Raw genomic sequence first — 15,902 nt, forward strand, 5'->3', positions numbered from 1 at the left:
AGCTTTGCCGCTGCGATCACAATCGCAAAGACATCAGCCGAAACGTTGGCTTTCGAACCAAAGAGGACGATCATGGACATCGACATCAAGCGCAATGGCTCGCGGGCGGCCACCAAGGGCTCGCCGGACTGGTTCACCGGATCGGTTCGGGTTGACCCGCTGTTTCAGGCGCCCGATCCTGCACGGACCACCGGCGGCCAAGTCACCTTCGAGCCCGGCGCCCGCACCAACTGGCACACCCATCCGCTCGGCCAGACCTTGATCATCACCGCAGGCCTCGGATGGGTCCAGCGCGACGGCGGTCCTGTCGAGGAAGTGCGGCCGGGCGACGTGGTCTGGTTTCCACCGGGCTTAAGGCACTGGCACGGCGCCACGCCAACCACGGCGATGACCCACATTGCCATTCAGGAGTCGCTTGACGGCAAGACCGTCGACTGGCTGGAGAAGGTCGGCGACGACCAGTACCGGAAATGACGACCGCAAGTTCAATCCTCGCGGACGACACGCAGCGCTATGTGCGCATCGCCGACATCGAGATCGATCCGGCGCAGCTGAGTGCCTACAGAACGGCGGTCACCACGCAAATCGAAGCCGCGATCCGACTTGAGCCCGGAGTGCTGGCGCTCTATTCGGTGTCCGACACGGACAACCCGGCCCATGTCACGGTGTTCGAGATCTACGCCAGCATCGAGGCCTACCAGGCACACCTCGAGGCAGCGCATTTCAAGGCGTACAAGGGTGCGACCCAGGACATGGTGAAATCCCTCAAGCTGCGCGAGGCCGTGCCGATTGTGCTCGGAGCCAAGCGCAGCTGAGAGTCATGACCGAACCGGTTCTGGGCTCAGAGCGGGAACGGACGGCCGAAGGAATTGATCGGGAAATACGGCAGGGGGCCGCCGTTCGGATTCGGGTAACCGGTGGTCGGCGAGACGTAGATGATGCCGCCGCCACGGGTCTCCACGGGAACCCCGAAGCAGCCGCCGTTCACCGAATCCAGGTCGCCATCCGTGAGGGCACGGGTCGCGGCCGGCTGACCATTCTCGAAGCTCGTCATCGTGATCTCCATCTGAGTTGGGTTGGGTGATCGGATCGCCCGCTCACATGGGTGCGTTATGCCTGCGGGCTGCCGGCCTCACCGTGACCTTCGTCACATTGCCGTCGCCGTCCTCTCTCCCCGGAGCACCGTCACCAGCGGCCTCCCCGGCACCGGACAAAAAATCCGCTCCACTCCCGATTTTTTCTCTTTACATGAACTTCTGATTATGCTAACAATGCGCCCATCTCATCCGACACGAGGGGCGCTCGCGAACGCCACGAACGTGGGTGAAGATGCGGTGGCCGCTGGGCGTGCGACAGGCGTGTGTGCGCAAGGCGGACGGTGAAGTCGTGTGGGCCTGCCGCCCCGATGCAGGTGGCAAGCACGCGAAAGGTCCAAAGCCGATCGCGGATGATGGTGGCACAAACGCAGAGTCTCACCAGGGCGAGCACGTATAAGCCGTAAAACCACTGCGCAGGGAAGGCCGGATGCCTCCGCCGAACCTGTATGCTCGTGCGCGCACTTTCTTCTGTGCACATGGCGCACGGGACCGCGGGTGCGGCGCGCACCCGGTCTTCCCTGCGCCCTCGGTATTCGAGAGAGGGCGGAACGAGATGGAAAACTCGGACAAATCATGTCGCGAGAACGGGAAGCTGCGTCCTCACACTCAATTGTCATCGCCCGCCTTGTGCGCACTTGCGCACTGGAGCGGGCGACCCAGTACGCCGCGGCCCATCGGTTCTATCGCAAGCGTCTCTGGAATACTGGATCACCCGCTTTCGCGGGTGATGACACTGAGGAGGTGGCGTGAAACGCGAAGGAACTCACCGCCCCTGCAGCCCCGCCTCCAGCCGCGCCAGCTCGGCCGCCAGATCGCGCTCGACGTCGGCCACCGCCATCTCGATCACCCGATAATCCCGCTCCTCCAGCCAGGCCCGCCGGCCGGCCCGGTCCCGGGCAATGGCCTCGGTTTCCCCGGCATTGACCAGTTCGATCGCCATCCGATGGGTGAAGGAGACGAAGTCCGGGATATGGCGGCCGACCGGGGTCTGGCGCTTGAACCCTCCTGCGAAGCGGCGGTCCTTGGTCAGGGCCTGCCAGAGCAGCCGCTCGGCGTCGGTCGGGTTGCGGCGGAGCAGCCGGGCGAGGCCGCGGACCGTGCTCGAATTGTCGGCGGTGGCGCCGCCCTGGCCCTGCTCGGCGAGCAGCGCCCGCAGCCTTGTCGCTTGGGCGCCGTCGAGCACGCCGCCCTTGGCCGGGCCCTTCCGCCCCTCGGCGATCGCCATCACCACCCCGTGCAGGGTGTGCATGTCCTGCTTGGTCGGGTCCATCCGGGTGAAGATGTTGCGCAAATTGACCAGCATGGTGTCGCGCTTCTCCGGCGGGCGCAGGAACTCGACCCGGTCGAGCTCGGCGACGAGGTTGTCGAAGAAGGCCTGCATCTGGTGCTGGGACGCCGGCTCGCTCCGCTCGGGCATCGCGAACGGCAGCGCCCCCCTGGTCGAGAGCTTGAACCACTCGTACCCCATCAGCAGCACGGCCTGCGCCAGGTTGAGCGAGGCGAAGCCCGGGTTGACCGGAAAGGTGATGATGCGGTTGGCGAGCGCGACCTCGTCATTGGTCAGGCCCGAGCGTTCCCGCCCGAACAGGATCCCGGCCCCACCGCCGGCGCCAACATGGGCGACGATCTCGCCGGCCGCGGCCTCCGGTCCGACCACCGGCTTGGCCTGGTCGTGAGCGCGGGCGGTGGTGGCGAACACCAGGGTCAGATCGGCGATCGCCTGCTCGACGGTGTCGAACAGCTCAACCTTGTCGAGGATGTGGTCGGCACCGGCGGCGGCGCGCTGCGCGGCAATGTTCGGCCAGCCGTCGCGCGGCTTAACCAGACGCAAACGGGTCAGCGCGAAGTTGCCCATCGCGCGCGCGGTCATGCCGATGTTCTCGCCGAGCTGCGGCTCGACCAGGATGACGACGGGACCGGCAAGGTCATGCCCTGCCTTGGTCTTGTCGGTGCCGGACATCTCACTTCACTTTCTGATTCAACGTCTTCCGCTTCTGCTTCCGGAGAGTTTGAATCAACCTCTGAAGGTGTTGATTCAAGTTCTCATTTGCGCCGCCAGGCGGCCTTCCGCGCAGACCGGTTTCTCAAGGGAAATAACAGGGTTAGCGGCGCTTGCGAATCCTCAATCGGAATCTCAACTGGGGACGATGTTACCGCCCCGCTTGCGCGCGCTTGGCCTTCGGATAAGGCTATCAACCACAACCAAAGCGAAGCTGTAAAGCCGCCGCTCAGACGGCACAATAACGGGGGGACGGCGATGCGCGGGCGATGGACACTGGCAATCCTGGGCGTGGTCCTGATCGTGGCGGGCGGGCTCCTTGCTCATCTCACCCAAACCGCCGGTGGCATCCGGATCGAGGACGTCAGGTTCAAGGGCGCCAAGGGCAACACCATGAGTGCCCTGCTCTACGTCCCCGCCAATGCCACAAAGCAGACCCCGGCGCCGGGCATCCTCGCCGTCCACGGCTACATCAACTCGCGCGAAACCCAGGACGGGTTCGCGATCGAGTTCGCCCGCCGCGGCTATGTCGTGCTGGCGCTGGACCAGACCGGCCATGGCTATAGCGACCCGCCATCCTTCGCCAACGGGTTCGGCGGGCCTGATGGCCTCGCCTATCTCCGCAGCCTCGACATGGTCGACAAGGCCAATATCGGCCTCGAGGGTCACTCGATGGGCGGCTGGACCGTGCTCGCGGCAGCCGCCGCGATGCCCAATGACTACAAGTCGATGGTGCTGGAGGGCTCCTCGACCGGCAAGCCGTTCGCGGCCGACGGCACCCCAACCTGGCCGCGCAACACCGCTCTGGTGTTCGCCCAGTACGAGGAATTCTCGAGCCTGATGTGGGGCGAGGAGCTCGCCCGCGACGTCACCAAGAGTCCCAAGCTCTGGGCGATGTTCGGCACCCAAGGCGCAGTCGAGCCGGGCAAGGTCTATGGCGACCCGGCAGCCGGCACCGCCCGGGTGCTGTACACGCCCGCCATCACCCACCCGGCCGAGCACATCTCGCATGAGGCGATCGGCTACAGCCTCGACTGGTTCGCAAAAACCCTGCAGGGCGGCACCCCGCACCCGGCCGACGACCAGATCTGGTTCCGGAAAGAACTGGGCACCCTGATCGCACTGCTCGGTTTCGTGGCACTGCTGATCGGCACCTTCGACGGCCTACTCGAGGCGCAGATGTTCTCCCGCCTCCGCCTGCCCGCGGTGCCCGACGGCACCATGCCGCCACACGAGGCCGCGACCGGCCGGCGCTGGACCACGGCGTTCATCCTGTCCGCCTTCCTGCCGGCGCTGACCTACTACCCGGCCTTCGCGGCGGGCGGCACCTTCGTAACGCCAATGGCGTTCCTGCCACAGGGCATCACCAACCAGATCCTGGTCTGGGCCATCGTCAACGGCCTGATCACGCTGGCGCTGATGCGCTTTGCTCCGAAGCGGACGGGCCGGAGCGGACTGCTCGGACAGTCGCTGGTGATCGCGGTCGCCTCGGTGGCGGTCGGCTATGCGGCGCTGTGGCTCGCCGACCTCGCCTTCAAGATCGACTTCCGATTCTGGATCATCGCGCTCAAGTTGATGAGCGTGAAGCAATTCATGATCTTCCTGATCTATTTGATTCCATTCACGGCGTTTTTCGTCGTGGCGCTGCACGTGCTGCATCGGAATTTCTCGACCATGGAGGCGCCGCGGCTGGCGCTTTACCTGACCAACATCCTGGCGCTGACGTCAGGTTTCATCGTGCTGCTGGTCCTGCAATACGGCACGCTGTGGCTGACCGGAAAACTGTTCAACCCGATCCCCGATCCCGGCTTCGTGCCGCTCTCGACCATCGTCGCGATCCAGTTCGTGCCGCTGCTCGCGATCGTCGCCGTGATCGCGACCTTCACCTGGCGGCGGACCGGATCGAGCCTGCCGGGGGCGCTGATCTCGGGCCTGTTCGTGACCTGGTACATCGTGGCGGGGACGGCGACGCAGGCTGCTTTTTAGGACTAAAAGATGGGCTGAAAGTGCATAACCGCTCCGCTTCCGCCTGCCTCCGGGCGGTGCTATAGCGCGGGGATAATTCACCCCCCGCCGTCAAAAGCGCGCTGTTCCCAAGAGGGCCCCTCCGTCATGGCAAAAATCAAGGTATCCAATCCCGTCGTCGAGCTCGATGGCGACGAGATGACCCGGATCATCTGGCAGTACATCAAGGACAAGCTGATCACCCCGTTCCTGGATGTCGACCTGCTCTATTTCGACCTGGGCATGGAATACCGCGACAAGACCAATGACCAGGTGACCATCGACGCTGCGGAAGCGATCAAGAAGGTCGGCGTCGGCGTCAAATGCGCCACCATCACCCCGGACGAGGCCCGGGTGGAGGAGTTCAAGCTCAAGCAGATGTGGAAGTCGCCGAACGGCACCATCCGCAACATCCTGGGCGGCTGCATCTTCCGCGAGCCGATCATCTGCAAGAACGTGCCGCGCCTGGTGCCCGGCTGGAGCAAGCCGATCATCATCGGCCGCCACGCCTATGGCGACCAGTACCGCGCCACCGACATCAAGTTCCCCGGCAAGGGCACCCTGTCGATGAAGTTCGTCGGCGAGGACGGCACCGTGATCGAGAAGGAAGTGTTCAAGGCGCCCGGCGCCGGCGTCGCGATGGAGATGTACAATCTCGACGACTCCATCATCGATTTCGCCCGCGCCTCCTTCAACTACGGCCTGATGCGGAACTACCCGGTCTATCTCTCGACCAAGAACACCATCCTCAAGGTCTATGACGGCCGCTTCAAGGACATATTCCAGGACGTCTACGACCGCGAGTTCAAGAAGGAATTCGAGGCCAAGCGGCTGACCTACGAACACCGCCTGATCGACGACATGGTCGCCTCGGCGCTGAAGTGGTCCGGCGGTTACGTCTGGGCCTGCAAGAACTATGACGGCGACGTGCAGTCCGACACCGTTGCTCAAGGTTATGGCTCGCTCGGCCTGATGACCTCGGTGCTGCTGACCCCGGACGGCCAGACCGTCGAGGCCGAAGCCGCCCACGGCACTGTGACCCGCCACTACCGCGAGCACCAGAAGGGCAAGGAGACCTCGACCAACTCGATCGCGTCGATCTTCGCCTGGACCCGTGGCCTCGCCCACCGCGCCAAGCTCGACAACAATCCGGAGCTGGCCAAGTTCGCGTCGACGCTGGAGAAGGTCTGCGTCGACACCGTCGAGCAAGGCTACATGACCAAGGACCTCGCGCTGCTGGTCGGCGCCGACCAGCGCTGGCTGTCGACCACCGGGTTCCTGGACAAGGTTGCTGACAATCTCGTGAAGGCGATGGCGGCTTAACGGCTGCCCCTGAATGATTTCGCCTGATCGGGGTTAGACATCATTATGGGCCGCGCCCACGCGCGGCCCATTCATTTTGATACGATCGCGCGGAGCCCGCTCATGCCCATCAAGAAGTTCACCGTCCCCTGCCTGCTGCTCACGGCCGTGATCAGCCCGGCCGCAGTCGCGCAGTCGGCACTGCCCGACGCCATCGCCGCGCGCGGCGAGACCGCAATCCTCACAGTCCACGCGGAGGGCGCGCAGGTCTACGAATGCAAGGCCGTCGCCGACGGCAAGCTCGCCTGGGCCTTCCGCGAGCCGGTCGCCACGCTGATGTCGGAAGGCAAGACCGTCGGCCGGCATTATGCCGGCCCGAATTGGGACCATGTCGACGGCAGCGGCGTGCTCGCCCGCGCCGCCGGCAACGCGCCGGGCGCCACGGCTGCCGACATTCCCTGGCTGAAGCTCGAGGTGATCTCGCAGCGCGGCTCGGGCACGCTGACCGGCGTCACCACCGTGCAGCGGATCAATACGGTCGGCGGCAAGCTCGACGGTGCCTGTGAAAAAGCCGGCGCGACGAAGAGCGCACCCTACTCGGCCGACTACGTGTTCCTGAAGAAGGGCTAGCTGGGGCTGCTAGTCCCGATGCCCGCCGTCCCCATCGGCCGGCTCGGCCTGGGCGATCTCGGCCTCGGCAACATCGCCGCCGGCACTGTCGGCCATCCGCGCCTCGGCGGTCTCCTTCACATGCGAGGCCAGCGCCGGCAGCCGCTCGATCAGCGCATGAAAGTCCTGCGCGTCGAGCGCGAGCAGTTTGGTCTTGCGGGTCGCCGTGACCGTCCCGGACCGCTTGGTCCGCCGGAGCAGCGCGATCTCACCGAAGAAGGTGCCGTCCGACATCCGCACCCGCTGGCTCGGCAGTTCGATCTCGACCTCGCCGGCGGTGATGAAATACATCGACGTGGCCGCATCGCCTCGCCGCACCAGCACCTCGCCCGCCTCGATGGTGCGCGAGCGCAGCAGCCGCATGATGTCTGATATCTCGGCCGCACCGAGATGCGAGAACAGCGGCACCCGGGCCAGCATGCCCCAGGTGACGACGAAGTCGCGCCGCCGCACCTCATCGGCAAAGGCGGTCGAGACGATCGCAACCGGCAGCGCGATCATCGCGAAGCCGACCACGATGGCGACCACCGAGACCATCTTGCCGAGCGGCGTCGCCGGCACCACGTCGCCATAGCCGACGGTGCCGAGCGTCACGATCGCCCACCACATCGCCTGCGGCATGGTGCCGAACTTGTCGGGCTGCACATTGTGCTCGATGGCGAAGAGCAAGGAAGCGAACAGCAGCACGGCGCCGGTCAGGATCACGATGCAGCCGAACAACGTGCGCCGCTCGGCATGCAGCGCGGCCAAGAGCGAGCGCATCGCCGGCGAATAGCGCACCAGCTTGAGGAACGGCAGCAGGCCGAACAGCACCAGCCAATGCCGGTCGCCGAGCGCAAGCGCGATGCCCGACGGCAGGAAGGCCAGCAGATCGATGATGCCGAGGCTGGAGAAGGCATATTCGAGCCGGGCCCTCGTCGGCGTCATGTCGCGCAGGGAATGGCCGACGATGCTCCAGAGCCGGGCGGCGTATTCCAGCGCAAACGCCGCGACGGCCGCGACCTCGATGGTCGTGAACAGCCAATAGAACTGCGCGTCGTATTCCGGCACCGAGGCCAGGATCGCCGCCAGCACGTCGAGGACGATGATGGCGATGATCAGCCGGACGAAGCGCGAGCCGACCGAGTAGGGCAAATGGTCGTGCTCGAGCAGTTCGTAGAGACGGTCCCGCAAATCCGGATCGCTGATCGCGCGCTTGCCCGGAACCGTCGCCACGTGAGGCCTCCGTCAGGCGCCCGCCATCGCCTGCTCGATCGCCGACAGCGCGGCGCTCGCCTTGGCGCCGTCGGGGCCGCCCGCCTGCGCCATGTCGGGCCGCCCGCCGCCGCCCTTGCCGCCGAGGGCTTCGGAGCCCTTGCGCACCAGGTCGACCGCATTGAAGCGCGAGGTCAGATCGGCAGTGACGCCGACCACGATGCCGGCCTTGCCGTCCTCGGTGACGCCGACGATCGCGACCACGCCGGAGCCGATCTGCTTTTTCCCGTCGTCGACCAGACTCTTCAGATCCTTGGTCTCGACCCCCTCGACCGCGCGCGCCAGGAGTTTGACGTTGCCGATCTCGCGCACGCTGGAGGCCGCGCCATTCGACGAGGCACCGCCGCCCATCGCGAGCTTTTTGCGCGCGTCGGACAGATCGCGCTCCAGCCTTTTGCGCTCGTCCATCAGCGCCGTGATCCGCGCCGGCACGTCCTCGATCGTGGTGCGCAGCTCCTGCGCCGCGGTCTTGGCGAGCGCGATGGTGTCATTGGCGTGCTTGCGTGCGTAACGCCCGGTCAGCGCCTCGATGCGGCGCACGCCGGAGGCGACCGCGCTTTCGCTGGTCACCGAGATCAGGCCGATATCGCCGGTACGCTTCACGTGTGTGCCGCCGCAGAGTTCGACCGACCAGCCGAGCGCGTTCTGGCCGTGCTCGCGCGCCGCCTTGCCCATCGAGACGACGCGGACCTCGTCGCCATATTTCTCGCCGAACAGCGCGCGCGCACCGGCCTCGCGGGCATCGTCGACCGCCATGACGCGGGTGGTGACCTCGTCATTTTCAAGCACGACGTCGTTGGCGATGTCCTCGACGCGCGCGAGCTCTTCCGCCGTGATCGGCTTCGGATGCACGAAGTCGAAACGCAGGCGGTCAGGCGCGACCATCGAGCCGCGCTGGGCGATGTGATCGCCGAGCACCTGGCGGAGCGCCTCGTGCAGCAGATGCGTCGCCGAGTGGTGCGCGCGGATCGACGAGCGGCGCGCATGATCGACCTCGAGCTGTAGCGCGGTGCCGACCTTCAAGGTGCCCTGCTCGACCGTTCCGAGATGCACGAAGACGTCGCCCGCCTTCTTCTGCGTGTCGGTGACGCGGAACGTGACGCCCTGCCCGGTCAGCACGCCGGTGTCGCCGACCTGGCCGCCGGACTCGCCGTAGAACGGCGTCTGGTTCAGCACGATCGCGCCGGCATCGCCAGCCCTGAGGCTGTCGACCTCGGCGCCGTCCTTGATCAGCGCCGTCACCGCGCCTTCCGCGCGCTCCGTCTCGTAGCCGAGGAATTCGGTGGCACCGAGCTTCTCGCGCAACGGGAACCAGATCGCTTCGGTCGCGGCCTCACCCGAGCCCTTCCAGGACTCGCGCGCCTTGGCCTTCTGGCGCTCCATCGCGTCGGTGAAGGCGGACTGGTCGACGCCGATGCCGCGCGACTTCAGCGCGTCCTGCGTCAGGTCGAGCGGGAAGCCGTAAGTGTCGTACAGCGTAAAGGCGACGTCACCGTCGAACATGTCGCCCTTTTTCAAGCCCGCGCTCTTCTCGTCGAGGATCGACAGGCCGCGCTCCAGCGTCTTGCGGAAGCGGGTCTCTTCCAGCCGCAGCGTCTCCTCGATCAGCGACTCCGCACGCACCAGATCCGGATAGGCCTGGCCCATCTCGCGGACCAGCGCCCAGACCAGCCGATGCATCAGCGGCTCCTTGGCGCCGAGCAGCTGAGCGTGGCGCATCGCGCGGCGCATGATCCGGCGCAGCACGTAGCCGCGGCCCTCGTTCGAGGGCAGCACGCCGTCGGCAATCAGGAACGACGATGCGCGCAGATGATCAGCGATGACGCGGAACGAGGCGATGTCGTCCTTGCCCGGGCCACGGCCGAGCGCCGAGCCGGTCGCGTCGACCAGGTTGCGGAACAGGTCGGTCTCGAACACGCTGTCGACGCCCTGCAGGATGCAGGCCATGCGCTCCAGCCCCATGCCAGTGTCGATCGAGGGACGCGGCAGCGGCAGGCGCTCCTCCTTCGTCACCTGGTCGAACTGCATGAACACCAGGTTCCAGAACTCGAGGAAGCGATCGCCGTCCTCCTCCGGGCTGCCGGGCGGGCCGCCCCAGATGTGCTCGCCGCGATCGATGAAGATCTCCGAGCACGGACCGCACGGGCCGGTGTCGCCCGCCGCCCAGAAATTGTCCGAGGTCGCGATGCGGATGATGCGGTCGTCGGAGAAGCCCGCGATCTTTTTCCAATGGCCCGCCGCCTCGTCGTCATCGTGGTAGATGGTGACGAGCAGCTTGTCCTTCTTCAGCCCGAAATCCTTGGTGACCAGGTTCCAGGCGAGCTCGATCGCGCGCTCCTTGAAGTAATCGCCGAACGAGAAGTTGCCGAGCATCTCGAAGAAGGTGAGATGGCGCGCGGTGTAGCCGACATTGTCGAGGTCGTTGTGCTTGCCGCCGGCGCGCACGCATTTCTGCGCGGTGGTGGCGCGCTGGTAAGACCGCTTCTCGATTCCCGTGAAGACGTTCTTGAACTGCACCATGCCGGCCGCGGTGAACATCAGCGTCGGGTCGTTGCGCGGCACCAGCGGCGACGAGGCCACGATCTCGTGGCCGTTCGCCTTGAAGTAGTTCAGAAAGGTCGACCTGATGTCGTTGACGCTGCTCATGTTCATCCAATCGGGCAAAGAGGCCGGATCAGGCGCAAACTGCATTCATTTCCGGCCGAACGCTTTTAGACATTGCGGGCCGCGGTGTCCAGAAACTGTGCAGGCGGATCATAGACTTGCCGCACCAGCGTAAGAGCCGTTGATAGCCCTTCAGGGTGCGTTGACAGCCCTGGTGGTGCCGTGTTTCTTACCTACCTATTGTTACGTCACGTCGGGAGAGACCGGCTTCATCGCCGGCGCCGAAGGAGCAACCGCCCCGGAAACTCTCAGGCAAAAGGACCGTGTGACGTCCGACATCTGGAAAGAGGCGCCGAGGGCTTTGGCCTGGACGCGTCCGCCGACGGGATAATACTCTCAGGCACAGCGACAGATGGGGCTTTCTGCAGGTTTCCCAGGGGGAATGGTCCCCGGCGGGAACCGCGAGGGCCTACGAATGCTTGCACCCGACAATTCCCCGCTGAAAAAGACCCCGCTGCACGCGCTGCACCTGGCGCGCGGCGCCAAGATGGTGCCGTTCGCGGGCTATGACATGCCGGTGCAATATGTTGCCGGCGTGCTGAAGGAACATCTGCACACCCGCAGCCAGGCCGGGTTGTTTGACGTCTCCCATATGGGCCAGCTCACGCTTCGGGCGAAATCCGGCAAGGTTGCCGATGCCGCCCTCGCCCTGGAAAGGTTGGTGCCGCAAGACATCCTCAGCGTCGCGCCGGGCCGGCAGCGCTACGCGCAATTCACCAACAGCGACGGCGGTCTGCTCGACGACCTCATGGTCGCGAATTTCGGCGATCACCTGTTCGTGGTGGTCAACGCCGCCTGCAAGGAAGACGACGAGGCGCATCTGCGCGCGAATCTCTCCGACACCTGCGAGATCGTCTCCCTCGCCGAGCGCGCGCTGATCGCGCTGCAGGGGCCAAAGGCCGAATCGGCACTGGCGAAATTTTGTGCAGATGTCGGTTCGATGAAATTCATGGATGCGGGACCGCGCCGCGTCGGTGACATCGACTGCTTCGTCTCGCGCTCCGGCTATACCGGCGAGGACGGCTTTGAGATCTCGGTGCCGTCGGACAAGGCCGAATCGCTGGTCACCGCCCTGCTCGACAATCCCGACGTGCTGCCGATCGGGCTCGGCGCGCGCGACAGCCTGCGGCTCGAAGCCGGGCTCTGCCTCTACGGCCACGACATCGACACCACGACGACGCCGGTCGAAGGCGCGCTGGAGTGGTCGGTGCAGAAGGCGCGTCGCGGCGGCGGCGCCCGCGCCGGCGGTTTTCCGGGCGCGGACAATATCCTCGCGCAGTTCGCGCATGGCGCGGCACGACGACGCGTTGGCCTTCGGCCCGAGGGCCGCGCGCCGGTGCGCGAGGGCGCACTGCTGTTTGCGGATGCGACCTCGGCCGATCCGGTCGGCAAGGTGACGTCAGGCGGTTTCGGCCCGAGCCTGAATGCGCCGGTGGCCATGGGTTATGTACCCACCTCGCTTTCGACCGTCGACACCACCGTGTTCGCCGAAGTGCGCGGCCAGCGGCTGCCGCTCAAGGTCGCCGCCACACCTTTCGTTCCCAATACCTACAAACGCTAAAGGAAGTTTCATGACGACGCTCTACACGTCCGACCACGAATGGCTCCAGATCGAGGGCGATGTCGCAACCATCGGCATCACGGACTACGCGCAGTCCCAGCTCGGCGACGTCGTGTTCGTCGAACTGCCGAAGCTCGGCCGCAGCCTGAAGAAGGCGGAAGCCGCAGCCGTCGTTGAATCCGTCAAGGCCGCCTCCGACGTCTACGCGCCGATCACGGGTGAAGTGGTCGAGATCAACGACGCGCTCGCCGCCGATCCCGCGCTGGTCAATTCCGACGCCGGCAGCAAGGCGTGGTTCTTCAAGATCAAGATGGCCGACAAGAGCGAGCTCGACGGATTGATGGACGAAGCCGCCTACGCCGCGCACACCGCCTAAAGGATTTGCCCATGAACGCGCCCTTCAAGCCTGCCAACGACGCCGCCGCCGATTTCGTTCGCCGCCATATCGGGCCCTCCCCGCGCGACATCAACGCGATGCTGGAGACGGTGGGCGCGCAAAGTCTCGCTGCGCTGATGAGCGAGACGTTGCCGGCATCGATCCGCCAGCAGGCGCCGCTCGATCTCGGGCGCGCACTGAGCGAGACCGAAGCACTGGCGCATATGAGCGATCTCGCCGCGCAGAATCAGGTGTTCACGTCGCTGATTGGCCAAGGCTATTCGGGCACGATCCTGCCGGCAGTGATCCAGCGCAACATCCTGGAGAACCCGGCCTGGTACACGGCCTACACGCCGTATCAACCGGAGATCAGCCAGGGCCGGCTCGAGGCGCTGTTCAACTTCCAGACCATGATCTGCGATCTCACCGGGCTCGACGTCGCCAACGCCTCGCTGCTCGATGAGGCAACCGCGGCGGCGGAAGCGATGGCGCTCGCGGAGCGGCATTCGCAGGTCAAGGCGCAGGCCTTCTTCGTCGACAAGGACGTGCATCCGCAGACGCTGGCGGTGATGCGCACCCGCGCCGAGCCGCTGGGCTGGACCATCGTGGTCGGCGATCCCCTGACCGATCTCGACAAGGCCGAGGTGCTCGGTGCGCTGCTGCAATATCCGGGCAGCTCCGGCGCGGTACGCGATCTCAGGCCCGCGATTGCCGCGCTCCGCGCCAAGGGTGCGCTTGCGATCGTCGCCGCCGATCTGCTCGCACTGACTTTGCTCGCCTCGCCCGGCGAGCTCGGCGCCGACATCGCGGTCGGCTCGGCGCAGCGCTTTGGCGTGCCGATGGGCTATGGCGGGCCGCATGCCGCCTATATGGCGGTGCGCGATACGCTGAAGCGATCGCTGCCCGGCCGCATCGTCGGCCTCTCCGTGGATTCGCGCGGTGCGCCGGCCTATCGGCTGGCGCTGCAGACGCGCGAACAGCATATCCGCCGCGAGAAGGCGACCTCCAACATCTGCACCGCGCAGGTGCTGCTCGCCGTGATCGCCTCGATGTATGCGGTCTATCACGGCCCCGAAGGCCTGACGCATATCGCACGCGGCGTGCATCGCCGTGCGGCCGTGCTGGCCGCCGGCCTGCGCAAGCTCGGCTTTGCGCTGACAAGCGACGCGTTCTTCGACACCGTGACAGTCGAGGTCGGCGCCAGGCAGAACGACCTGATTGCCCGCGCGCTCGCGGAGCGGATCAATTTGCGCATCGGCGAGACCACGCTCGGGATCGCCGTCGACGAGACGACGACGGCCGACATCGTCGAGGCCGTGTGGCGCGTGTTCGGCGGCAAGTTTGCCTATGCCGACATCGAGGCCGGCGCGCGCGAGGCGCTGCCGAAGGATTTGCGGCGCGCCAGCGCGTTCCTGACCAACCCCGTGTTCAACACCCATCGCTCCGAGACCGAGCTGCTGCGCTACATGCGCAAGCTCAGCGATCGCGACCTCGCGCTCGACCGCGCCATGATCCCGCTCGGCTCCTGCACCATGAAGCTGAACGCGACCACGGAGATGATCCCGCTGACCTGGCCGGCGTTCGGCAATCTGCATCCGTTCGCGCCGACCGACCAGGCCAAGGGATATCACGCGCTGTTCAAGCGGCTGGAAAAGTGGCTGTGCGACATCACCGGCTATGACGCGATCTCGCTGCAGCCGAACTCGGGCGCGCAAGGCGAATATGCCGGGCTGCTCGCCATCCGGGGTTACCATCTCGCGCGCGGCGAGCCGCACCGCAAGGTCTGCCTGATCCCCTCCTCCGCGCACGGCACCAATCCGGCCTCGGCCGCGATGGTCGGCATGGACGTCGTCGTGGTCGCCTGCGACACGCGCGGCGACGTCGATGTCGAGGACCTCCGCGTCAAGGCGGAGAAGCATTCCAAAGACCTCGCTGCGGTCATGATCACCTATCCCTCGACGCATGGCGTGTTCGAGGAGCACATCCGCGAGATCTGCGACATCGTCCATCGCCATGGCGGACAGGTCTATCTCGACGGCGCCAACATGAATGCGCAGGTCGGCCTGTCGCGGCCCGGCGATTACGGCGCCGACGTCAGCCATCTCAATCTGCACAAGACCTTCTGCATCCCGCATGGCGGCGGCGGCCCGGGCATGGGCCCGATCGGCGTGAAGGCACATCTCGCGCCCTATCTGCCCGGTCATCCCGCCATTGTCGGCGATACGCCGCCCGCGGTCGGGCCGGTATCGGCCGCGCCATTCGGCTCGGCCTCGATCCTGACCATCTCCTACATCTACATCCTGATGATGGGCGGCGAAGGCCTGACGCGCGCCACCGAGATCGCGATCCTGAATGCGAACTACATCGCCGCACGGCTGCAGCCGCATTTCCCGGTGCTGTATCGGAATGCGAAAGGCCGTGTCGCGCATGAATGCATCGTCGACCCGCGTGCGCTGAAGACGACCAGCGGCGTCACCGTCGACGACATCGCCAAGCGCCTGATCGATTACGGCTTCCACGCGCCGACCATGAGCTTCCCGGTCGCGGGCACGCTGATGATCGAGCCGACGGAATCGGAATCCAGGATCGAGATCGACCGGTTCTGCGACGCCATGATCGCGATCAGGAACGAGATCGCCGAGGTCGAGAAGGGCCGCTGGAAGATCGAGGCCTCGCCGCTCCGCCACGCGCCGCACACCGTGCACGACATCGCCGACGACGCCTGGAACCGCGCCTACAGCCGCGCCGAAGGCTGCTTCCCGGCCGGCGTGTCGCGATCAGACAAATACTGGTGCCCCGTCGGCCGCGTCGACAACGTCTATGGCGACCGCAACCTGGTGTGCTCGTGCCCGCCGGTCGAGGATTATGCGCAGGCGGCGGAGTAACGATCAACGCGTCTTCGGCACGCGCGTGCTTACCTCACGTCAAAGAATGGGTTGAGCCTCCGGCTCAACCCACCATCTGCAAAAACAACAA

General features: G+C 65.8%; 12 protein-coding genes and 2 riboswitches. Of the genes, 8 read left to right on the forward strand and 4 right to left on the reverse strand.

Annotated features, from left to right (window positions below; all coding sequences use genetic code 11):
- Positions 1–78: 78 nt before the first annotated feature.
- Together JQ604_RS18375 and JQ604_RS18380 are read left to right on the forward strand one after the other, a co-directional pair.
- Positions 79–474 (forward strand): (R)-mandelonitrile lyase, encoded by a 396-nt coding sequence (locus JQ604_RS18375; protein WP_212359271.1) that lies wholly within the window; start codon positions 79–81, stop codon positions 472–474.
- Positions 471–815, forward strand: a complete 345-nt coding sequence (locus tag JQ604_RS18380) for a putative quinol monooxygenase (RefSeq protein ID WP_212359155.1) — start codon at positions 471–473, stop codon at positions 813–815. The genes JQ604_RS18375 and JQ604_RS18380 overlap by 4 nt, the downstream gene beginning before the upstream one ends.
- 26 nt (positions 816–841) lie before the next feature.
- On the opposite strand, the gene JQ604_RS18385 is transcribed toward JQ604_RS18380, so the two are convergent.
- Positions 842–1,054, reverse strand: coding sequence for a hypothetical protein (locus JQ604_RS18385; protein WP_212359157.1), 213 nt, complete (start codon positions 1,052–1,054; stop codon positions 842–844).
- 806 nt (positions 1,055–1,860) lie between these two features.
- Positions 1,861–3,057, reverse strand: a complete 1,197-nt coding sequence (locus tag JQ604_RS18390; protein WP_212359159.1) for a TrmJ/YjtD family RNA methyltransferase — start codon at positions 3,055–3,057, stop codon at positions 1,861–1,863.
- A 297-nt stretch (positions 3,058–3,354) separates the two neighbouring features.
- Between JQ604_RS18390 and JQ604_RS18395 the strand changes: the two genes are divergently transcribed.
- From JQ604_RS18395 to JQ604_RS18405, 3 genes are all read left to right on the forward strand, one after another.
- A complete protein-coding gene (locus JQ604_RS18395) occupies positions 3,355–5,082 on the forward strand; it encodes an alpha/beta hydrolase family protein (RefSeq protein WP_249158327.1) in 1,728 nt (575 codons plus the stop codon).
- 126 nt (positions 5,083–5,208) lie between these two features.
- Positions 5,209–6,423 (forward strand): NADP-dependent isocitrate dehydrogenase, encoded by a 1,215-nt coding sequence (locus tag JQ604_RS18400; RefSeq protein WP_212359161.1) that lies wholly within the window; start codon positions 5,209–5,211, stop codon positions 6,421–6,423.
- A gap of 102 nt (positions 6,424–6,525) precedes the next feature.
- Positions 6,526–7,032, forward strand: coding sequence for a DUF3455 domain-containing protein (locus tag JQ604_RS18405; protein ID WP_212359164.1), 507 nt, complete (start codon positions 6,526–6,528; stop codon positions 7,030–7,032).
- A 9-nt stretch (positions 7,033–7,041) separates the two neighbouring features.
- On the opposite strand, the gene JQ604_RS18410 is transcribed toward JQ604_RS18405, so the two are convergent.
- Both JQ604_RS18410 and alaS read right to left on the reverse strand, forming a co-directional pair.
- Positions 7,042–8,286 carry a cyclic nucleotide-gated ion channel gene (locus tag JQ604_RS18410; RefSeq protein ID WP_212359166.1) on the reverse strand — a complete coding sequence of 415 codons (1,245 nt, stop codon included), beginning with the start codon at positions 8,284–8,286 and terminating at the stop codon, positions 7,042–7,044.
- Positions 8,287–8,298: 12 nt separating this feature from the next.
- Entirely contained in the window at positions 8,299–10,971 is a 2,673-nt protein-coding gene (gene alaS, locus JQ604_RS18415) for an alanine--tRNA ligase (RefSeq protein ID WP_212359169.1), read from the reverse strand.
- Positions 10,972–11,172: 201 nt separating this feature from the next.
- Positions 11,173–11,263, forward strand: a riboswitch (glycine riboswitch).
- Positions 11,264–11,265: 2 nt separating this feature from the next.
- Positions 11,266–11,344, forward strand: a riboswitch (glycine riboswitch).
- Between the two features lie 60 nt (positions 11,345–11,404).
- Between alaS and gcvT the strand changes: the two genes are divergently transcribed.
- The 3 genes from gcvT to gcvP are packed head-to-tail and all read left to right on the forward strand — an operon-like array spanning position 11,405 to position 15,811.
- Complete coding sequence (gcvT, locus tag JQ604_RS18420; RefSeq protein ID WP_212359171.1) at positions 11,405–12,550, forward strand: glycine cleavage system aminomethyltransferase GcvT; 1,146 nt, start codon at positions 11,405–11,407, stop codon at positions 12,548–12,550.
- Positions 12,551–12,560: 10 nt separating this feature from the next.
- Entirely contained in the window at positions 12,561–12,926 is a 366-nt protein-coding gene (gene gcvH / locus JQ604_RS18425; RefSeq protein ID WP_212359173.1) for a glycine cleavage system protein GcvH, read from the forward strand.
- Between the two features lie 11 nt (positions 12,927–12,937).
- Entirely contained in the window at positions 12,938–15,811 is a 2,874-nt protein-coding gene (gcvP, locus tag JQ604_RS18430; RefSeq protein WP_212359176.1) for an aminomethyl-transferring glycine dehydrogenase, read from the forward strand.
- Positions 15,812–15,902: the final 91 nt, after the last annotated feature.

It is taken from the genome of Bradyrhizobium jicamae (assembly GCF_018130695.1).
GTDB lineage: Bacteria > Pseudomonadota > Alphaproteobacteria > Rhizobiales > Xanthobacteraceae > Bradyrhizobium > Bradyrhizobium jicamae_B.